Source organism: Pseudomonas sp. NY15374, from assembly GCF_048068255.1.
Lineage (GTDB): Bacteria > Pseudomonadota > Gammaproteobacteria > Pseudomonadales > Pseudomonadaceae > Aquipseudomonas > Aquipseudomonas machongensis.
In genome coordinates, this window is record NZ_JBLUPZ010000002.1 from 577102 (window position 1) to 596103 (window position 19002).

General features: G+C 64.1%; 17 protein-coding genes, 1 tRNA gene and 2 pseudogenes. 10 read left to right on the forward strand and 10 right to left on the reverse strand.

From position 1 onward, the window contains the following. The first annotated feature begins 471 nt into the window (after window positions 1-471). From ACNFHO_RS06970 to ACNFHO_RS06980, 3 genes and pseudogenes are all read left to right on the forward strand, one after another. Complete coding sequence (locus tag ACNFHO_RS06970; RefSeq protein ID WP_416765749.1) at window positions 472-1824, forward strand: APC family permease; 1353 nt, start codon at window positions 472-474, stop codon at window positions 1822-1824. A gap of 284 nt (window positions 1825-2108) precedes the next feature. Continuing rightward, window positions 2109-3158, forward strand: a pseudogene (locus tag ACNFHO_RS06975) (HAMP domain-containing protein); the annotation flags it as partial. Window positions 3159-3503: 345 nt separating this feature from the next. Continuing rightward, window positions 3504-4016, forward strand: a pseudogene (locus ACNFHO_RS06980) (methyl-accepting chemotaxis protein); the annotation flags it as partial. 18 nt (window positions 4017-4034) lie between these two features. Here the strand turns inward: ACNFHO_RS06980 and ACNFHO_RS06985 are convergent. After that, a complete protein-coding gene (locus ACNFHO_RS06985; RefSeq protein ID WP_411383095.1) occupies window positions 4035-4859 on the reverse strand; it encodes an IclR family transcriptional regulator in 825 nt (274 codons plus the stop codon). Window positions 4860-5096: 237 nt separating this feature from the next. Between ACNFHO_RS06985 and ACNFHO_RS06990 the strand changes: the two genes are divergently transcribed. The 7 genes from ACNFHO_RS06990 to ACNFHO_RS07020 are packed head-to-tail and all read left to right on the forward strand — an operon-like array spanning window position 5097 to window position 11656. Further along, window positions 5097-6122 (forward strand): ABC transporter ATP-binding protein, encoded by a 1026-nt coding sequence (locus ACNFHO_RS06990; protein ID WP_112898989.1) that lies wholly within the window; start codon window positions 5097-5099, stop codon window positions 6120-6122. After that, window positions 6119-7009 carry an ABC transporter permease gene (locus tag ACNFHO_RS06995; RefSeq protein ID WP_416765752.1) on the forward strand — a complete coding sequence of 297 codons (891 nt, stop codon included), beginning with the start codon at window positions 6119-6121 and terminating at the stop codon, window positions 7007-7009. The genes ACNFHO_RS06990 and ACNFHO_RS06995 overlap by 4 nt, the downstream gene beginning before the upstream one ends. Before the next feature lie 3 nt (window positions 7010-7012). After that, a complete protein-coding gene (locus tag ACNFHO_RS07000; RefSeq protein WP_054890980.1) occupies window positions 7013-7807 on the forward strand; it encodes an ABC transporter permease in 795 nt (264 codons plus the stop codon). Window position 7808: 1 nt separating this feature from the next. Then, the gene (locus ACNFHO_RS07005; protein WP_416765754.1) at window positions 7809-8099 is read left to right on the forward strand and encodes a (2Fe-2S)-binding protein; all 291 of its coding nucleotides are present in this window, start codon (window positions 7809-7811) and stop codon (window positions 8097-8099) included. Beyond that, complete coding sequence (locus tag ACNFHO_RS07010; RefSeq protein ID WP_416765756.1) at window positions 8096-9451, forward strand: FAD-dependent oxidoreductase; 1356 nt, start codon at window positions 8096-8098, stop codon at window positions 9449-9451. The genes ACNFHO_RS07005 and ACNFHO_RS07010 overlap by 4 nt, the downstream gene beginning before the upstream one ends. Then, window positions 9448-10584 carry an NAD(P)/FAD-dependent oxidoreductase gene (locus tag ACNFHO_RS07015; protein ID WP_414154140.1) on the forward strand — a complete coding sequence of 379 codons (1137 nt, stop codon included), beginning with the start codon at window positions 9448-9450 and terminating at the stop codon, window positions 10582-10584. Before ACNFHO_RS07010 ends, ACNFHO_RS07015 begins: the two co-directional genes overlap by 4 nt. A 16-nt stretch (window positions 10585-10600) precedes the next feature. After that, window positions 10601-11656 carry an ABC transporter substrate-binding protein gene (locus tag ACNFHO_RS07020; RefSeq protein WP_416765758.1) on the forward strand — a complete coding sequence of 352 codons (1056 nt, stop codon included), beginning with the start codon at window positions 10601-10603 and terminating at the stop codon, window positions 11654-11656. Between the two features lie 4 nt (window positions 11657-11660). Here the strand turns inward: ACNFHO_RS07020 and ACNFHO_RS07025 are convergent, their stop codons facing one another. The 9 genes from ACNFHO_RS07025 to tolB all read right to left on the reverse strand — a co-directional run bounded on the left by ACNFHO_RS07025 (window position 11661) and on the right by tolB (window position 18993). Then, window positions 11661-12230, reverse strand: a complete 570-nt coding sequence (locus ACNFHO_RS07025; protein WP_054890988.1) for a CatB-related O-acetyltransferase — start codon at window positions 12228-12230, stop codon at window positions 11661-11663. A 76-nt stretch (window positions 12231-12306) separates the two neighbouring features. Then, window positions 12307-13185 carry a glycosyltransferase family 2 protein gene (locus tag ACNFHO_RS07030; protein WP_416765759.1) on the reverse strand — a complete coding sequence of 293 codons (879 nt, stop codon included), beginning with the start codon at window positions 13183-13185 and terminating at the stop codon, window positions 12307-12309. A 110-nt stretch (window positions 13186-13295) separates the two neighbouring features. Continuing rightward, window positions 13296-14507, reverse strand: a complete 1212-nt coding sequence (locus tag ACNFHO_RS07035) for an N-acetylmuramoyl-L-alanine amidase (RefSeq protein ID WP_112898995.1) — start codon at window positions 14505-14507, stop codon at window positions 13296-13298. Between the two features lie 215 nt (window positions 14508-14722). Continuing rightward, a tRNA-Lys gene (locus tag ACNFHO_RS07040) sits at window positions 14723-14798 on the reverse strand. Between the two features lie 60 nt (window positions 14799-14858). Continuing rightward, entirely contained in the window at window positions 14859-15533 is a 675-nt protein-coding gene (gene queC / locus ACNFHO_RS07045; protein WP_054890991.1) for a 7-cyano-7-deazaguanine synthase QueC, read from the reverse strand. A gap of 16 nt (window positions 15534-15549) precedes the next feature. Then, the gene (queE, locus tag ACNFHO_RS07050; RefSeq protein ID WP_372822229.1) at window positions 15550-16197 is read right to left on the reverse strand and encodes a 7-carboxy-7-deazaguanine synthase QueE; all 648 of its coding nucleotides are present in this window, start codon (window positions 16195-16197) and stop codon (window positions 15550-15552) included. Window positions 16198-16357: 160 nt separating this feature from the next. After that, complete coding sequence (ybgF, locus tag ACNFHO_RS07055; RefSeq protein ID WP_063545875.1) at window positions 16358-17164, reverse strand: tol-pal system protein YbgF; 807 nt, start codon at window positions 17162-17164, stop codon at window positions 16358-16360. 6 nt (window positions 17165-17170) lie between these two features. Beyond that, entirely contained in the window at window positions 17171-17668 is a 498-nt protein-coding gene (gene pal, locus ACNFHO_RS07060) for a peptidoglycan-associated lipoprotein Pal (protein ID WP_023381906.1), read from the reverse strand. A gap of 53 nt (window positions 17669-17721) precedes the next feature. Further along, complete coding sequence (tolB, locus tag ACNFHO_RS07065; RefSeq protein ID WP_054890993.1) at window positions 17722-18993, reverse strand: Tol-Pal system beta propeller repeat protein TolB; 1272 nt, start codon at window positions 18991-18993, stop codon at window positions 17722-17724. Window positions 18994-19002 lie beyond the last annotated feature (9 nt).

Sequence of the window (19002 nt, forward strand, 5' to 3'; positions counted from 1 at the left end):
GACGCGTCCTACAACTGCCGACGGGTGGCAACTGCACGGAGCACATCTTTCCTCACTGATCAAACCGCCACAAGAGGCATGACCCACGACAAGGATCGTAAAATTTTACGAACACCAAAATCTGCTTTTTACTGTGAAAATCATATAACAAGGTTAAAGAGTGGATAAAAAGCCGATAAAAACCTGTAAACTTATCACTCTGTCATGTTTAACTTGACACCCAACCGTCCAATCGTCTTTTATTTTCCCCACCTTGCTCCGCGCCCTATACACCAAAAAAAGACCGCGCCGCCATCATGCCTGTCCGCCCCTGCCCCCAGGCGCCGCCGTTTCGCCGGCCTCGCCCATACTGACTCCCGCGCCACGCGCGAACCTTCGCTCCGCTATAAAAGGTGAACAACATGGAGCTCATCCGCCCGACCTTGCCGTGCCCGTCGCCCGCCTCGTCCCGTCATCGCCGGGAGTGCCAGCATGCAGCCTGAGCACCCTGCCAGCCGTCACGAGCAGTTTCGCAAGTCCCTGCGCCTTTGGCAGGTAGTGATCATCGGCCTGGCGTACATCGCGCCAATGACCGTCTTCGACACCTTCGGCATCGTCTCCGGCATCACCGCCGGTCACGTGCCCAGCGCCTACATCCTGGCCCTGCTGGGCATCCTGTTCACCGCCGTGAGCTACGGCACGCTGGTACGGCGTTTCCCGGAGTCGGGATCGGCCTACACCTACACGCAACGTGCGATCAACCCGCACGTGGGTTTCCTGGTCGGCTGGTCGTCGCTGCTCGACTACCTGTTGCTGCCGATGGTCAACGCCCTGTTGGCCAAGCTGTACCTGTCGGCGATGTTCCCCGAGGTCCCGGCATGGGTGTGGGTGGTGGCATTCGTCACCCTGATCAGCCTGGTCAATATGCGCAGCATCAACCTGGTGGCCAACTTCAATACCCTGTTCGTGGCGGTGCAGATCGCGATCATGGCCGTGTTCGTCTACCTTTGCGTGCGCGGCCTGCACCAGGGCGAAGGGCTGGGAACGGCCTGGACGTTGATGCCGTTCGCCGATGAACAGACGCAGTTCAGTGCACTGGTCGCCGGCGCAACCATCCTGTGCTTCTCGTTTCTGGGCTTCGACGCCGTCACCTGCCTGTCAGAAGAAACCCGCGACCCGGCGCGCACCATCCCGCGCGCGATCTTTCTGATCGCCCTGATCGGTGGCGTGGTGTTCATCACCATGTCGTTCTTCATCCAGGCGTACTTCCCGACCATGGACCGCTTCCAGGATCATGAAGCCGCCCTGCCGGAAATCGCCCTGTACGTCGGTGGCAAGCTGTTCCAGTCGGTGTTCATCGCCTGCACGGTGATCAACACCATCGCCTCGGGCCTGGCGTCCCAGGCCAGCGTGTCCCGCCTGCTGTTCGTGATGGGCCGCGACAAGGTGATCCCGGCCCGCCTGTTCGCCCGTCTGCACCCGCGCTATCGCACACCGGTGCTGAACATCGTGGTGGTGGGTGTGGTCGCCCTGTCGGCGATCTTCTTCGACCTGGTGACCGCCACCTCGGTGATCAACTTCGGCGCACTGATGGCCTTCAGCTTCGTCAACCTGTCGGTCATCAACCATTGCTATGTTCGCGAGCGGCGCAACAAGGGCCTGACCAACAACCTCAAGTATCTGGTGCTGCCGACGATAGGCTTTTGCATCATCGCCGTACTGTGGATCGACCTGGACGAGCATTCGCTGGCGTTCGGCGGCGCCTGGGCCTTGTGCGGCGTGCTGTACCTGGCCTGGCTGACCAAGGCGTTCCGTGTCGCCCCGCCAAGCTACGTGGCCGAATGAACCACCCTGCCGACAACGCCCGCGCCTGAACGCGGGCGTTGTCTTGATCGAGAAGGAAACGCTCCATGTCGCTGCGCCGTCTCTCCATCCAGTGGAAAATCACCCTGCTTGCCGGCCTGTGTCTGCTGGCGGTGGTCGCCTTGCTTGTCGCCACTTCGCTGATCCAGTCCCGGCGCAGCGCCGAACAGGTGTTCACTGCCAACACCGAGTTGCTCGACCAGAGCGCGCGGCTGCGCCTGCAGGCCCACGCCGAGACCCAGTCGCTGCGCATCCAGCGCTATTTCATGGATGCCTATCAATACGGCAACGGTTTCGCCCGCCTGGTGCAGGTGCTCAGGGCACGCGGCGGTGACCAATTGCGCAGCGACCTGGTCAAGGAAGCCGGTGCCGCGCTGGCAGGCAACCCCGACCTGATCGGCCTCTACCTGGTATTTCAACCGGACGCTCTGGAGCATCAGGACGCACGTTTCAGCGGCCAGGCCGAGTTGGGCAGCAACGAGCAAGGGCGCTTCTCGCTGTACTGGTCACGCGAAGACTCCGGCGAGGTCGCCTCCGAAGCGATGCCCGAATCGATGCTGGCCGACACCCGCGTTGGCGCCAACGGCTCAGCCTACAACCGCTGGCTGACCTGCCCGCTGGAAACTGCCAAGGCCTGTGTGCTCGACCCGTACTTCGACGAAGTCAACGGCCGTCAGGTATTGATGACGAGCATCGCGCTGCCACTGCTGGAAAACGGCAAGGTGATCGGCGTGCTCGGCCTGGACATTGGCCTGGACAACCTGCAGCAACTGAGCCTGGCCGGGCGCCAGGAGCTGTTCGAAGGCCAGGGCCAGGTCAGCATCGTCAGCCCTGTCGGCCTGTTGGCCGGACACAGCCAGGACGCCAGCCAGTTGAGCAAGCCCCTGGAGCAGGCGCTGGGTGAGGCGGTACGCGAACTGCTGGCACCGATGCGTGCCGGCCAGCCGGTCGAGCGCCAGGAAGGCGGGATGCTGCGCGTTGCCCACCCGTTCGCACCGATCCCCGACGCCGCGCCATGGCAGGTGCTGCTGGAAGTGCCGGAAGCGGTGCTGCGCGCCCCTGCCGTGGCGGTCAACCAGCGCCTGGACGCACACAATCAGCAGGCAAACCTCAGCAGCCTGCTGATCGGCCTGGTCGCCGCCGTGTTCGGCCTGCTGCTGGTGTGGCTGACCGCGCGCGGCGTGACGCGGCCGATCCTTGCCGTGGCCGAACGCTTGCGCGATATCGCCAGCGGCGAGGGCGACCTGACCCGTCGCCTGGACTACGCCCGCGACGACGAACTGGGCCAACTGACAGGCTGGTTCAACCGCTTCCTCGACAAGCTCCAGCCGGTGATCGCCCAGGTCAAGGCGTCGCTGCACGAAGCACGCGGCACGGCTGACCAGTCGGCCGCCATCGCCAGCCAGACCAGTGCCGGCATGCAGTTGCAACATCGCGAGATCGAGCAGGTGGCCACCGCCGCCAACGAGATGAGCGCCACGGCGCAGGATGTCGCCCACAACGCCTCGCAGGCCGCCGAAGCCGCGCGCGGCGCCGACCAGGCCAGCCAGGAGGGCCTGCAACTGATCGCCAGCACTCGCCAGACCATCGCCAACCTGGCCGCGGGCATGGATGCGGCCATGGACGAAGCCCGTTCACTGGCCGGACGCAGTGAGCAGATCGGCTCTGTACTGGAGGTGATCCGTGCGATTGCCGAGCAGACCAACCTGCTGGCGCTCAATGCCGCCATCGAGGCTGCACGTGCGGGCGAAGCCGGGCGCGGGTTTGCCGTGGTCGCCGACGAAGTGCGCAACCTGGCCCAGCGCACCCAGGTATCGGTGGAGGAGATCCGCGTGGTGATCGAAGGCTTGCAGCAAGGCACGCGCGACGTGGTCGATGCCATGCAGGCCGGCCAACGCCAGGCCCAGGACAATGCCCAGCGCATGGACCAGGCGCTCCCGGCTTTGCAACGGATCGGCGAGGCGGTGGCGGTGATCAGCGACATGAACCTGCAGATCGCCTCGGCGGCCGAGGAACAGAGCGCGGTGGCCGAAGAGGTGAACCGCAACGTGGCGGGTATTCGCGATGTGACCGAGTCGTTGTCAGGGCAGGCCGAAGAGTCGGCGCGGATCAGCCAGGCGCTCAACCGGCTGGCCAATCAACAGCAGGCGCTGATGGAACAGTTCAGGACCTGATCGGCGCTACTGCGGTGTTCACTCCCCAAACACTCGCGAAGGATGCCGCAGGGTCGGGTCGAACGGATTGATCCTTGGCCCGATCGCCGTGGTTTCGCGCTTGAGCAATTCGACCACCATCGGCAGGCGCTCCGGCCCCAGCCGGTCGCTGATGGTCGCCACGCTCAACGCCGCCACGGCATGGCCATTGCCATCGAGGATCGGCACCGCCAGCCCGGCCATGCCTGGCAACACGCCGGTGTTGCGCGCGGCATACCCCTGGCGCCGCACGTTCTCCACCTCCGCGCGCAGGAACACCTCGTCGTACAGGTGGAAATCCCGTAGCCGCGGCAGGTTGTTGCGAATCACCGCCTCGCGCTCCTCCTCCGGCAGGAACGCCAGGATCGCCAGGCTCCCCTGCCCCACGCCCAACGCCACACGCCCACCGATATCGCCGGTGAAGGTACGGATCGGATACGGCCCTTCGCTGCGATCCAGGCACACCGCATCGAAGCCGCTGCGCGCCAGCAGAAACAGCGAGTCACCCAGCGACGCCGACAGGCGCAGCAAGCTGGGTCGCACCAGATCGCGCAGATTACCGCTGTTGCCTGCCCGCGCCGCCAGGGCAAAGAACGCCAGGCTCAGGCGATAACGCTTGCTGCGCGCCTCCTGCTCGACCATGCCTTCATCCACCAGGCTGCGCACCAGCCGGTGCACGGTCGGCTGGGACAGGCCCACCTGCTCGGCCAGCTCGATCACCCGCATGCCCTCCACCGGCGCCTCGCCCAACACCCTCAACACCGCGAACAAACGCGAGACCACACTGACCCCTGGTTCTTCCTGATTTCGCTTATCGGAATTCAACTTGCGCTTTTCCTCATCAGAATTTCATTGAACGAATAAAACTGAAAATAGTGCTCGACTCAGTGAAATTCGCCATTGAGGCCATCCTAGGCTTGCGCCTACTCTGCGTCCACCGGGACAAATCGAACAACACACCGGTGGCCTCGTGAGTATTCATCGGTCCTCGATTTGCCTCCTTGCATCTGCCCCAACAACAAGCGTGCCCGACACGCGACAAAAGACAGGTGGAACGCAGTCATGGCCTTTCTGCAACTGGACAATCTTTGCAAACGCTACGGCGCAATCGACGCCGTGGTCGCCACCAACCTCGCCATCGAACAAGGCGAGTTCGTCTCCTTGCTCGGGCCTTCAGGCTGCGGCAAGACCACCACCCTGCAGATGATCGCCGGCTTCGTCGACGTCAGCAGCGGCCGCATCCTGCTCGACGGGCGCGACATCACCCACGCCAAGCCCAGCAGCCGTGGCCTGGGCGTGGTATTCCAGAGCTACGCCCTGTTCCCGCACATGACCGTGGCCGACAACGTCGCCTTCGGCCTGCGCATGCGCAAGCAGCCCGAAACCGAGATTCGCCGCAAGGTGACCGAGGTACTGGCACTGGTGCGCCTGGAGCGGCACGCCGAACGCTACCCACGCGAGCTGTCCGGTGGCCAGCGCCAGCGTGTGGCCCTGGCCCGGGCGCTGGTGATCGAGCCACCGGTGCTGCTGCTCGACGAGCCGCTGTCGAACCTCGACGCCAACCTGCGCGAGGAGATGCAGTTCGAGATCCGCAGGATCCAGAGCGAAGTCGGCATCACCACACTGATGGTCACTCATGACCAGGCCGAAGCCCTGTCGATCAGCGATCGCGTGGTGGTGATGCAGGCCGGACGTGTCACCCAGGTCGACGAGCCATATCGCCTCTACGAACACCCGCGCACCCGCTTCATCTCCGACTTCGTCGGCAAGGCCAACCTGTTGCCCGGCGAGCTGGACGGCGCAGGCCTGCCGCAGGTGCACCACTGCCGCGACGCCAGCCTGACCCTGAGCCTGCGCCCGGAAAAGATCGACCTGCTCGACAACGGCGTCGGTCGCCTGCAAGGCCGCATCCTGACCCGCTACTTCCTTGGCAGCCAATGGCTGTACCGCATCGGTACGCCGCTGGGCGAGCTGACCGTGGTGCGGCGCAACGATGGCAGCGCTCCGCTCGGCGAAGGTGTCGATGTCGGCCTGGACTGGCAGCCCGAGCTGCTGCGGGTGCTCGCCGCCGACGAGGTGAGCGCATGAACAGCGCCGTGCCTGCCCCCGCCGCCTGCGCCAGGCAACACCGTGACCTGCGCGGCTATTGGCTGTCGGCACCAGCGCTGGCACTGTTCGCCGCACTGCTGATCGTGCCGCTGCTGCTGACCCTGGTGCTGTCGTTCAATGTGTTCGACTACGAAGTCGGCATCCGTGCCGACCACTGGACCTTCGAGCACTACCTGGCGCTGCTCGGCGACAGCTATTTCCTCGAAATCTTCTGGCGCACCTTCTGGATCAGCGCCCTGGTGACCCTGCTGTGCGTGGTGATCGGTGTACCCGAGGCCTACATCCTCAGCCGCATGGGCAGCCCGTGGCGCTCGATCTTCCTGGTGGTGATCCTCACTCCGCTGCTGATTTCGGTGGTGGTGCGCGCCTTCGGCTGGAGCCTGTTGCTGGGCGCCGACGGGCTGATCAACCACGCCATCCAGGCCCTGGGTGGCGCGCCGATGAAGCTGTTGTACACCCCGTTCGCGGTGATCGTCGCGCTCGTCCACGTGATGCTGCCGTTCATGATCATCCCGGTCTGGACCAGCCTGCAGAAGCTCGACCCGGCCGCCGAACAGGCCGCGCTGTCACTTGGGGCAAGCCAGGCCAAGGTCATGCGCCTGGTGGTACTGCCGCAGGTGATGCCAGGGGTGCTGTCCGGCACGTTGATCGTCTTCGGCCTGGCCGCCAGCTCCTTCGCCATCCCCGGCCTGCTCGGCGGGCGGCGGCTGAAGATGGTCGCCACGCTGGTCTACGACCAGTACCTGGCCGACCTGAACTGGCCCATGGGCGCGGCCATCGCCATCGCCCTGCTGCTGGTCAACCTGCTGATCATGCTGTCGTGGAACCGCATGATCGAACGCCGCTACAAGAAATCGCTGGGGTAACTCATGTCCAAGAACGGTCCTCTGGCCCTGACCTTCCACAGCCTGGTGGTGGTCTTCATGCTCGCACCGCTGGTGGTGGTGTGCCTGGTGGCATTCACTCCGGAAAACACCTTGAGCCTGCCCACGGCGGGGTTCTCGCTGCGCTGGTTCGAAGCGGTGTTCGAGCGCGCCGACTTCCTCGAAGCCTTCAACAACAGCCTGCAACTGGCGTTTCTTGCCGCCAGCCTGGCGACGCTGATCGCGGTGCCGGCAGGGCTTGCGATCACGCGCCTGCAGTTCCCGGGGCGCGACTTTCTCAATGTGCTGTTCCTGTCGCCGATCATCATTCCGCACCTGGTGCTGGGGGTGGCGCTACTGCGCCTGTTCGCCCTGCTCGGGGTCAACGGCAGCTTCACCTGGCTGGTGCTGGCGCACACGGTGGTGATCACTCCGTACGTGCTGCGCCTGGTGATCGCCGCCGCCATCGGCGTCGACCGCAGCGCCGAGCAGGCCGCCGAATCGCTGGGTGCAAGCCGCTTTACGCTGTTTCGCAAGATCACCCTGCCGATGATCCTGCCCGGTATCGCCGGCGGCTGGCTGCTGGCGTTCATCAACAGCTTCGATGAGGTGACCCTGTCGATCTTCGTCACCTCCCCGGCCACCCAGACCCTGCCGGTGAAGATGTACGTCTACGCCACCGAGTCCATCGATCCGATGATGGCTGCGGTGTCGGCCCTGGTGATCGCCCTGACGGCGGTGACCATGATTCTGCTCGACCGGGTCTATGGCCTGGATCGGGTCCTGGTAGGGAAGCACTGACATGGCCTTGTTCAAACGCCTCGCCGAGCGCCAGCGCCCGGTGCTGCAATTCACCCTCGACGGCGAGCCGGCCAGTGGCTTGCTCGGCGACACCCTGCTGACCGCCGTACTGACCAGTGGAACGCACCTGCGCGGCAGCGACTTCAGCGCCGAGCCGCGCGCCGGGTTCTGCCTGATGGGCGCCTGCCAGGACTGCTGGGTACGGCTGGGCGATGGCCGCCGCGTACGCGCCTGCGCCACCGCGCTGGAAGCCGGGCAGCAGGTGCTGCGCGAACCGGGGCGCCGGTCATGAATGCCGTGGTGATCGTCGGTGCCGGCCCCGCCGGGATCCGCGCCGCGCAGACGCTGGTGGAGCACGGTATACGTCCAGTCCTGATCGACGAAGCCAGCCAGGGCGGCGGGCAGATCTATCGCCGCCAACCGGCCAACTTCACGCGACCGGCGCGCCAGCTCTACGGCTTCGAGGCTCGCAAGGCCAGCGCGCTGCACCAGGCCCTCGACCAGCTCGCCGGGCACATCGACTATCGCCCCGGCACCCTGGTGTGGAACGCCGAACACGGCGCCCTGGACACCCTGCGCGACGGCCATGCCGCGCACCTGCCTTACCAGCGCCTGATCATCGCCGCCGGCGCCACCGACCGGGTGCTGCCGGTGCCGGGCTGGACGCTACCCGGGGTCTACACCCTGGGAGCTGCGCAGATCGCGCTCAAGCATCAGGGCTGCGCCATTGGCGAGCGCGTGCTGTTTTGCGGCAGCGGGCCATTGCTTTACCTGGTGGCCTATCAGTACGCCAAGGCCGGCGCCAAGGTCCTCGGCGTGCTCGACAGCGCGCCCTTCAGCGCCCAGTGCCGCGCCCTGCCTGAACTGCTGGAGCAACCGGCAACCCTGGGCAAGGGCCTGTACTACCGCGCCTGGCTCAGCGCCCATGGCGTGCCGGTGCACCACGGCGCGACGCTGGAACGCATCGAAGGCGGGCAACAGGTGCAACGAGCGATATGGCGCAAGGGCGACCAGCTTCATGACACCGAATGCGATGCGCTGGCCTTCGCCCATGCGCTGCGCAGCGAAACGCAGCTGGCCGACCTGCTCGGCTGTGCATTCGACTGGGATACGCTCAACCGCGCCTGGTTGCCGCGCCGCGACGAGGCCGGGCGCAGCAGCCAGCATGATGTCTACCTGGCCGGCGATGGCGCCGGGATCATGGGCGCCGATGCCGCCGAAATGGCCGGCGAACGCGCCGCCCTGGCGCTGCTGCAGGACCTCGGCCAAAGCGTCGATCTCCAGCGCTGCCGCACCCTGGAAAAACGCCTGACACGCATTGGCCGCTTCCGTGAAGGGCTGGAAGCCGCCTTCCCCTTCCCCGAGCGCTGGGCCGAACAGGCAGCGGATGATCTGGTGGTGTGCCGCTGTGAAGAGATCAGCGTCGGCGAGCTGCGCGCCGTGGTCGGCGAAGGCCATTGGGAGATCAACCGGGTCAAGGCTCACTGCCGGGTCGGCATGGGCCGCTGCCAGGGCCGCATGTGCGGCGCGGCAGCTGCGGAAATCATCGCCAGTTGCAGCGGCAAGGCTCTGCACGAGGTCGGCCGCCTGCGCGCCCAGGCACCGATCAAACCCCTGCCCTTCGGCGTGGAGCATGACGCATGAGCCCGTGGATCGACTCGGAGGTGATCGTCATGGGGGCCGGTATCGTCGGCGCCTCGGCGGCGCTTGCCCTGGCCCGGCGTGGCCGTTCGCTGACCTTGCTGGAACGTGGCTTCTGCGGCGCCCAGTCCAGCGGTGTCAACTACGGCGGCGTGCGCCGCCAGGGGCGCAGCCTGGCACAATTGCCATTGTCGCAGCGGGCGCACCAGATCTGGGGCGAACTGCCTGCGCTGATCGGCATCGATGGCGAGTACCTGCGCTCCGGACACCTGAAACTGGCGCGCAGCGAAGCCGACTTCGTCGCGCTGCAAGCCTATGAAGCGGCCAGCCGCGACCATGGCCTGGACCTGCAACTGCTCGACCGCAGCACCTTGCGCGCCCGCTACCCCTGGGTCGGCGAGATCGCCGTCGGCGCCTCGTACTGCGCCGACGATGGCCACGCCAACCCGCGTCTGGTCTCCCCCGCATTCGCCCGCGCCGCCCGCCAGAAAGGTGCACGGGTCATCGAGCAGGCCGGCGACAGCCGTGTCGAGCACGATGGCCAGCGCTTCATCCTGCACACCCAGAGCGGCTTGCGCCTGCGCGCGCCGTGGCTGCTCAATTGTGCCGGTGCCTGGGCCGCCGACCTGGCGGCGCAGTTCGGCGAGCCGGTACCGATGGAGTCTGGTCACCCGGCGATGCTGGTCACCGAACCCTTGCCCTGGGTGATGAATGCCAGCACCGGTGTCGAGGGCGGCGGCATCTATGCCCGCCAGGTCGCCCGCGGCAATTGCGTGCTCGGCGGCGGGCGTGGCTTCGCACTGGACGCCTACCGCGCTCGCCCAGGGCAATCAGCGGTGCTGGCGATCCTGCGCAACGCCGTCGAACTCTACCCCTTTCTGGCCGGTGCCCAGGCGATCCGCACCTGGAGCGGCACCGAGGGCTACCTGCCCGACCACGAGCCGGTGATCGGCGCCAGCACCACCCAACCCGGTCTGCTGCATGGCTTCGGCTTTGCCGGAGCGGGCTTCCAGATCGGCCCGGCAGTCGGCGAGGCGCTGGCCGAGCTGGTCTGCGACGGCGCCAGCGGCCAGCCGATCGAGGCATTTTCCATCCGTCGTTTCCAGGTCCGTCACGACCTGGCCTGTAACCACTAAGAGGAAGGTCGCTTTCATGAAGCACGTCAAACGTATTCTCGGCACCGGCTTGTCCTGCCTGTCACTGGCTATGCTCGCCGCCAGCCCCACGCTGCAGGCCGCCACCCCGACCCTGTACCTGGGCATGAACGGCGGCACCATGGAGCGTACCTACGCCGACAAGGTGCTGCCGGCCTTCGAGCAGGCGAACAACGTCAAGGTAGTGATCGTGCCCGGCACCTCGGCCGACCACCTGGCCAAGGTCCAGGCCAACAGCAAGAAGCCGCAGATGCATGTGGTGATGCTCGACGACGGCATCATGTACCGGGCCATCTCGATGGGGCTGTGCAGCAAGCTGCAGCCCAGCGAGGCCTTGTCGCAGATTCCGCAGAAGGCACGTATCAAGGAAGAAGCCGTAGCTGTCAGTCTCGGGGTCACGGGGCTGGCCTACAACACTCGGCTGTTCGAGAAGAACGGCTGGGCAGTACCTACCTCGTGGGGCGACCTGCAAGACCCGCGCTTCAAGGACAAGCTGGTGTTCCAGTCACTGGCCTCCTCGACCTTCGGCCTGCATGGCTTCCTGATGTACAACCGTTTGCAGGGCGGAGACGAAAGTAACGTCGAACCGGGTTTCAAGGCCTGGCCCAAGCAAGTCGGGCCAAACGTGCTGGAGTACATCGCCAGCTCGGCGAAGATCTCCGAGATGGTGCAGACCGACGAAGCCGCGCTGTTCCCGCTGACGCCCACCCAGGTCACCACCCTGCAGGCCAAGGGCATCCCGGTGGCCTACGCCCAGCCCAAGGAAGGAGCGGTGGTGCTGAATTTCGCCGAATGCGTGGTAGCCAACAACGACCAGCCGGAGCTGGCGCAGAAGCTCGCCGCCTACCTGCTGACGCCTGCGGCCCAGGCCCCGGCGCTGGAGGAAGGCGACCAGATTCCGTCCAACCCCACGACCCCGACCACCGAGCGCACGCGCGGCCAGGTCGAGGCGATGCAGCAGTATCAGCAGAGCGCCGTGGTGGTGAACTGGGACGAGGTCAACCAGCAGCGACCGCAGTGGAACGCGCGCTGGAGTCGGTCAATCGAGCGATAGGGCCTCAGCGGCCCTGACGGGCTCTGGCGTAGCCGAGGAAGGCGTCCAGGTCAGCGCTGCTGAGCATGCGCGCCACCTGCTTGACCTCTTCCATCGGCCAGTCCCACCAGGCCGCCTCCAGCAAGGCTTCGCGCACCGGCTCGTCGAAGCGCCAGCGGATGAACTTGCACGGGTTGCCGCCGACCACGGCAAATGGCGGTACATCGCGGGTGACCATCGCCCCGGCGGCAACGATGGCGCCATGACCGATGGTGACTCCGGAAAGGATCACCGCGTTGGTGCAGATCCAGCAGTCGCTGCCGATCACCACGTCGCCCTTGCTGGGGGCGTAATCCTTGATGTCTTCCAGGCCGTCGATCATTGCCGGAAAGGGATAGGTAGTCAGCCAGTCGGTTCGATGCTCGCCTCCCAACAGCACCTGAACACCTGCGGCGATGGAGGTGTAATTACCGATGCGCAGGACGGCATCATCACCAAAATCGGTGACCTCGGGGATACCATAACTGCCCACGCCGACCGTGCTGCGCGGATAGCGCAGGCGGATCTTCTCCGCTGCACGCTCAAGCTTGTCCATCGCCCGCAGACGCTTGCGTTCGCGGCGCTCGGCCAGGTTCCTGAAGAATTTCACGGCAGGCGCTCCTCGATCGGCATCAACGGTGGAACATCAGGCGCTTGATGCGCTTGAGGGTGGTCTTGTTGTAGTGGCGCAGGGGAATGCTGCGCAGCAGATCCCAGGCATAGGCCTTGTCGGCAACCACGGCGTACTTGAGCGCCTTGTGCAACAGCACCGAGCGCCCACGGGCATAACCCGAATACTGCTGGTAGGGGGCGATGGCCTTGAGATCAGCCTCCAGCAACACCTTGAACTTGCGCGACAGGTTGTTGGGGTGGCGGCGGTAGCGGGTGACGCACACCGGCAGTTCGTGGACCTCGTAACCCTGGGCGGCAATGCGCAAGGTCATCTGGAAATCCTGGACCTTGATGGCCGGATCGTAGAAATCAGCCGCGCGCATCGCCTCCATCCGGTACAGCGAGCCTGGCGCACCGACGACGACGGCGTCACGCAGGATCTCGGCAAAATCGAAGGTCTTGATTTCGGTGCGATGCTGCACCTTGGTGTCGCGGCCTTCGGTGTCCATGTAGACGATCAACGCACCGACACAACCGACCTTCGGGTGGGCGTCCAGATAGGCGGCGCGGACACTCAGGGAGTTCGGCAGCATGATGTCGTCGAGATCGGGGGTCGAGACGTAGACCCCACGAGCATGCTGCAGACCGGTATTGAGCGCGCCGCTGACCCCTTGGTTGGCCTGGGTCAGCAGGGTGAAATCGTAGGTCGACTGCAACGCGCGCAGCATCTCCACGCTTCGGTCGCTGGAGCCGTCGTCGACGATGATGACTTCGAAGTTCGGGTAGTCCTGGGCAAAGATGCTCGCCAGGGCCGCCTCCAGGTACTTCTCGGCGTTGTAGCAGGGGGCGACGACCGAGATCAACGGTGCCTCAGTGATGGAAGTACATCCTTGCGTCATCGTACTGGCAAGCCTCTGTGCGCGATCCGTGAGCGGGTCGCAGGGTTCAGCCCTGGACCGTAAAGGCGCACAGTATACGCAAGCCCGATGCGTTCTCGTAGCGGCCCGCTTCAGCCTTGGGCGCCAGGCTCGGCCAGGCGGTACGCGGCGAGCGCGGCCAGGTAGCTGCCATCGGGGGCACGCCGGCGGAAGTGCTTGTCGAGCCCGGCGAAAATCGCCTCGGCGACCTTGCGCTGATGCCGTGGATCCTGCAGCCGCTGGCAATCCCGGGCATTGGACATGAAGCCAGTTTCCACCAGGATCGAAGGCACGCTGGGCGACTTGAGCACCGCGAAACCGGCCTGCTCCACCCGGGCCTGGTGCAGACCAGCCACGCCTTCGAGCTGGCCCAGCACCGAATGCCCCAGGTCCAGGCTGGTGGAGATGGTCGCGTTCATCGACATGTCCAGCAGCACGCCAGCCACCACCGGATCCTTGGGCGGCTTTTTCAACACGCTGGACACCCCGACGAAATCGGCATCGTTCTCACGTTGTGCCATCCAGCGCGCCACTGTCGAGGTGGCACCATGCTCGGACAGGGCGAACACCGAGGCACCGGATGCGGTGCGCCTCGGCGCCGCGTCGGCATGCACGGAAATGAACAGGTCGGCGTTCAGCCGCTGGGCCATTTCGGCACGTTTGCGCAGCGGGATGAATACGTCCTGATTGCGCACCAGGCGAGCCTTGAAGCCCTTCTGCGCATCGATGCGGCGCGCCAGCAGGCGGGCGATGGCCAGTGCGACGAGCTTTTCCTGCTCGCCGCCACTGCCGACGGCACCTGGATCCTTGCCGCCGTGACCGGCGTCGATGACGATCAACAGGTCACGCCCCTGCGGCGGCGCCCTATTCCCGACAGCCTTGCCCGTCGGCACTGCGGCCGCAACTGGCAATCCGCCAAGACGCAGGGCCAACTGCCGACCGCGGGCGAGCGTCTGCAGCTCGCCGGAAATCCCCGGTGAGCGCAGATCAAGCACAATGCGCAAGCCGCCGTCTGCAGTCGCTGCACTGCGAATTGCCTTGATTGGCGTGCCCTTGAGGGCCAGCCCATCAAGCGAAGTCGCCAGCCCCGCGCCTTGCAGGTCAAGAACCAGCCGCGGCGGCGCTTCGAGGGTGAAAGTGCGGGCGGGTATCGGGCCACTGAGGTCCAGCAGCAGGGTCGTGCCCTCTGCCGCCTGGCGCAATACTGCACCGCGAACCTGCTCGGCGGTATTTGCCAGCACCAGGCGGCTGACAGGCAAGGTACAGCCGGCAAACAGCAGCTGCAGGAAGGTGCGTCTGTCCATGGCGGAGGGGCACTCGTGTCGACAAAAAGCTGATCAAATTTAAGGTTATAACATAACATTTTAAAGTCATTTGCAAGGCTTGCTTGTTGTCACGCTCCCCCGATCTGCACACGCTGGTTGAACCCGGCATGAACCACGGAGACGCAAACGAAAAAGCCCGCCATAAGGCGGGCTTTTCGTACAGTGGTCTCAATACATGCGAACCGCTGTGAATATGGTGGGTCGTGTAGGATTCGAACCTACGACCAATTGGTTAAAAGCCAACTGCTCTACCAACTGAGCTAACGACCCGTTGGATGGCGCGTATATTACTGATTTCTCAGAGGAAATCAACACTCCATCGAAAATTTCTCAAAAATAGCGTGTCGGATCGGCCACACCTGCGGCCTTGAAGCCTTCCGCCCGCAGGCGGCAGCTGTCGCACTTGCCGCAGGCGCGGCCATCATCATCTGCCTGATAGCAGGAAACCGTCAGACTGTAGTCCACCCCACGGGCAATACCGGCCTCGACGATTTGCGCCTTGCTCAGGTTCTGCAGTGGCGCCTGGATGCGGAACCCCTGCCCTTCCACACCCGCCTTGGTAGCCAGGTTGGCCATGCGCTCGAAGGCCTCGACGAACTCCGGGCGACAATCGGGGTAACCCGAATAATCAACAGCGTTGACGCCAATGAAGATGTCACGAGCTTGCAGCACTTCCGCCCAACCCAGCGCCAACGACAGGAATACGGTGTTGCGCGCCGGTACATAAGTGACCGGAATACCCTCGGTAGGTGCTTCAGGCACATCGATGCTGCTGTCGGTGAGGGCCGAACCGCCAATACCATCAAGGTTCAAGCCAATGACCTTGTGCTCGACCACGCCCAGATCGCGAGCCACCCGCGCAGCGGCGTTGAGCTCGGCGCGGTGGCGCTGGCCGTAATCGAAGCTCATGGTGTAGCAACTGTAGCCCTCGGCCTTGGCCATGGCGACCACAGTGGCCGAGTCCAGGCCGCCAGACAGCAGGATTACCGCACGTTTTTCAGTCATGTCATCACTCTCTTGATCAGCGGCCCGGTTCGTCGTTCCACAGCAACTTGTGCAGTTGCAGTTGGAAACGCACGGGCAGGTTGTCGGCGACGATCCAGTCGGCCAGGTCGCTGGCGCTCACCTGATGGTGGCTGGGCGAGAACAGGACCTCACCTGCCCGTCCTTCGAGGTTGTACTGGATCAGCTTGGACACTGCCCAGTCGTAGTCCTCGCGGGAGCAGATGACGAACTTGACCTGATCATTGCTCGTCAGGTGTTCGATGTTCTCGTAGCGGTTACGGTGAACCTCTTCCGAACCGGGGGTCTTGAGGTCGACCACGCGACTGACGCGCGTGTCTACCCGCGAGATGTCGAGCGCGCCGCTGGTCTCCAGCGAAACCTCATAGCCCGCATCGCACAGGCGCTCAAGCAAAGGCAATGCGTTGGGCTGGGCCAACGGTTCGCCCCCAGTGACGCAGACATAGCGCGGACGAAAGCCCGCGACCTGCTCGAGAATGTCGTCGAGGGTACGCAGTGTGCCGCCACTGAATGCGTAGGCACTGTCGCAGTACTGGCAGCGCAGCGGGCAGCCGGTCAAACGCACGAACACGGTGGGCAAGCCAGCCGTTCGCGTTTCACCCTGCAACGAGTAAAAGACTTCGGTGATACGTAATGTGTCTTGCATGGTCGCCACGGGCGTGACAGCTATACAGGCTGACCGCCTCCGTCAGGCACTGCTGCAGACTCGACATAGCGTTATCCGCAACAGCGTGTTTACGAAAAAAGGGCAGAGATTCTAACGAAAAAACCCGCGCCAGGCGCGGGTTTCTTTCAAGCGGTGCAGTTCAGAGCTTCTGCAGGTCACGCTGGGCCAGTTGCGCGGCGGAGGTGCCAGGGTACTGGGTGATGACTTGCTGCAGGATGCCCTTGACCTTGTCGGTATGGCCCATGCGACGTTCGACATCGGCCAACTTGTACAGCGAGTCAGGCACCTTGCTGTGCTTGGGGTACAACTGGCTGACCTTGGCGAAGGCCTGGCCGGCGCCTTGCAGGTCGCCTTTGGCGAGGTTGACCTCACCCAGCCAGTACTGCGCGTTGCCGGCGTACTGGCTGTTGGGATACTTGCGCAGGAAGGCGCTGAAGGCCTGACTGGCCTTGTCGAAGTCCTTCTGCTTGATCAGATCGAAAGCAGCATCGTAGAACAGCTTTTCTTTCGCCGGATCGGCCGGCTCGCCATTGGCAGCCGGTTGCTGCGCAGCGCTTGCGCCGGCAGCGGCACCTGCGGCGTCGGATGCGCCACCGGTGGAGGAATTATCGGGTGTAGCGGCTGGTGCGGCACCACTGTTGATGCGGCGGTCCAGATCCTGGTATCGCTCCAGGTTTTCCTGCTTCATGCGCGACACATCGTTCTGCAGCTCTTCGATGATGCCTTGCTGACGGGAAATCTGGTCCTGCATCTGTTGCAGTTGCAGGAACAGCTGACCCTGTGCAGAAGCAGGGGCCGAAGCCCCTGCCCCGGCATAGGCGCCGCTCGTGCCATAACCCGAAGGCGGATAACTGCCTCCGTTGTCATCAACTACAGGAACCGCAGCCCACGCAGAAAGCGGCAGGCTGAGGGCGAGGACGGTTACAACACGACGGCACATACGCATAAGAACTTACTTACGCAGTTCTACGCGACGGTTCTGAGCCCAGGACTGCTCGTCGTTGCCGGTAGCAACTGGACGCTCTTCGCCGTAGGAAACCAGTTCCAGCTGAGCAGGGGAAACGCCCTGCAGAACCAGGTAGCGCTGAACGGCCTTGGCACGACGCTCGCCCAGAGCCATGTTGTACTCGCGGGTACCGCGCTCGTCGGTGTTACCTTCCAGAACAACGCGGTTGCCGTTGGCTTTCAGGTCCTTGGCGTGAACGTCCAGGGCGCGCATGGCTTCTGGCTTCAGATCCGAGCTGTCGTATTCGAAGTAGAAGGTGGTGATTGCGCGCAGGGCGGCTTCTTCGCTCAGGGAACCGTCGACAGCGCCGGTGTTTGCACCATAGCCAGCGTTCGGGTCAACAGCGCCTTCGCCAGCGTTGTCACCGCCCTTGGAGGAGCAACCTACAGCTACGGCCATGGCCAGAGCCAGCGCAGCGAATTTACCAAACTTCAGCATTTCCATCGTGAAACTCCTAATGAAACCCCAGTGTGTTAAGCAAAATTGTTACGCCGCAATCAGTTCAGGTAGGGGGACCAGGACGGTTCTCTGACTTCGCCTTGAGCGGTAGGAAGTGGGAGCCTCACACGGCCGTTAAGCGACACGAGCATCAAGACTCCCCGGCCCTGCTGGCGGGTGGCGTAGATTAGCATGGTGCCGTTAGGCGCAACAGTGGGAGACTCATCAAGACTCGTTTCAGAAAGAATCTTTACACTTCCCCGTTGCAAGTCCTGGGCAGCCACCTTGAAGTTGGTGAAACCTTCCTGGCGATGGATCATTACCAGGGTCTTTTCATCCGCCGACAGTTTCGGGTTGGCGTTGTAGTTGCCAACGAAAGTGACACGCTCGGCGCCACCGCCACCCACCGACGTCTTGTAGATCTGTGGCTTGCCACCACGGTCGGAGGTGAAGTACAGCGTGTTGCCATCCTTGCCCCAGAACGGCTCGGTATTGATACCAGGGCCTGCCGTGACACGGCTGATCTGACGCGAACCCATGTTCATCACATAGATGTCCGGGTTGCCGTCCTTGGACAGCACGAACGCCAGGCGATTGCCATCGGGCGACCAGGCCGGTGCACCGTTGAGGCCTTCGAAGTTGGTGATCTGCTCGCGGCGACCGGTATCGATGTGCTGGACGAAGATACGTGGACGCTTCTGCTCGAACGAAACATAGGCGATACGCTTGCCATCAGGCGCAAAACGCGGCGACAGGATGGGCTCGCGCGACTGCAGCAGCGTCACTGCACGGGCACCGTCGTAGTCGGAACGCTGCAAGGTGTAGCGGGTGTTGTTGGTCGAGAAACGCTCGGCGGTCACGTACAGCATGCGAGTGGAGAACGCACCCTTGATACCGGTGAGCTTCTCGAACGACTGGTCAGCGATGTAGTGCGCCATGTCGCGCAGTTGATCGACGCCACCACCGACACTGCCGGTCAGCACCTGTTGCTCGGTCGCAACGTTGAACAGCGCGTAGCTGATCTGCAGGCGACCACCGGACGGCACGATGCTACCGACCATCACGTACTGGGCACCCAGCGCTTTCCAGTCACGGAAGATGACTTCGCTGGCCTGGGTTGGCTGGCTGATCATGTTCTGCCGCGGGATGGGCGCGTAGTAGCCGGAGTTGCGCAGATCGTTGCCGATAATGTCGGCCATGTCTTCCGGCAGCACGCTGCCACCCTGCAGACCGAACGGCACTACCGCGATGGGCGTGGCCCGGTCGCTGCCGCTGGTGACCAGGATGTTCTTTTCCTCTGCCACGGCCATGCCTGCCACGCAGCAGAGCATGACCAGCAG

Bases quoted from the DNA above. Each gene is read 5' to 3' on its own strand.
- ACNFHO_RS07010 (WP_416765756.1), top strand. From the start codon at position 8,096: ATGAATGCCGTGGTGATCGTCGGTGCCGGCCCCGCCGGGATCCGCGCC.
- ACNFHO_RS07035 (WP_112898995.1), bottom strand. From the start codon at position 14,507: ATGGACAGACGCACCTTCCTGCAGCTGCTGTTTGCCGGCTGTACCTTG.
- ACNFHO_RS07000 (WP_054890980.1), top strand. From the start codon at position 7,013: ATGTCCAAGAACGGTCCTCTGGCCCTGACCTTCCACAGCCTGGTGGTG.
- ACNFHO_RS06970 (WP_416765749.1), top strand. From the start codon at position 472: ATGCAGCCTGAGCACCCTGCCAGCCGTCACGAGCAGTTTCGCAAGTCC.
- ACNFHO_RS07005 (WP_416765754.1), top strand. From the start codon at position 7,809: ATGGCCTTGTTCAAACGCCTCGCCGAGCGCCAGCGCCCGGTGCTGCAA.
- ACNFHO_RS06990 (WP_112898989.1), top strand. From the start codon at position 5,097: ATGGCCTTTCTGCAACTGGACAATCTTTGCAAACGCTACGGCGCAATC.
- ACNFHO_RS06995 (WP_416765752.1), top strand. From the start codon at position 6,119: ATGAACAGCGCCGTGCCTGCCCCCGCCGCCTGCGCCAGGCAACACCGT.
- queE (WP_372822229.1), bottom strand. From the start codon at position 16,197: ATGCAAGACACATTACGTATCACCGAAGTCTTTTACTCGTTGCAGGGT.
- ACNFHO_RS07025 (WP_054890988.1), bottom strand. From the start codon at position 12,230: ATGGACAAGCTTGAGCGTGCAGCGGAGAAGATCCGCCTGCGCTATCCG.
- ACNFHO_RS07020 (WP_416765758.1), top strand. From the start codon at position 10,601: ATGAAGCACGTCAAACGTATTCTCGGCACCGGCTTGTCCTGCCTGTCA.
- ACNFHO_RS07015 (WP_414154140.1), top strand. From the start codon at position 9,448: ATGAGCCCGTGGATCGACTCGGAGGTGATCGTCATGGGGGCCGGTATC.
- pal (WP_023381906.1), bottom strand. From the start codon at position 17,668: ATGGAAATGCTGAAGTTTGGTAAATTCGCTGCGCTGGCTCTGGCCATG.
- tolB (WP_054890993.1), bottom strand. From the start codon at position 18,993: ATGCTCTGCTGCGTGGCAGGCATGGCCGTGGCAGAGGAAAAGAACATC.
- ACNFHO_RS07030 (WP_416765759.1), bottom strand. From the start codon at position 13,185: ATGACGCAAGGATGTACTTCCATCACTGAGGCACCGTTGATCTCGGTC.
- queC (WP_054890991.1), bottom strand. From the start codon at position 15,533: ATGACTGAAAAACGTGCGGTAATCCTGCTGTCTGGCGGCCTGGACTCG.
- ybgF (WP_063545875.1), bottom strand. From the start codon at position 17,164: ATGCGTATGTGCCGTCGTGTTGTAACCGTCCTCGCCCTCAGCCTGCCG.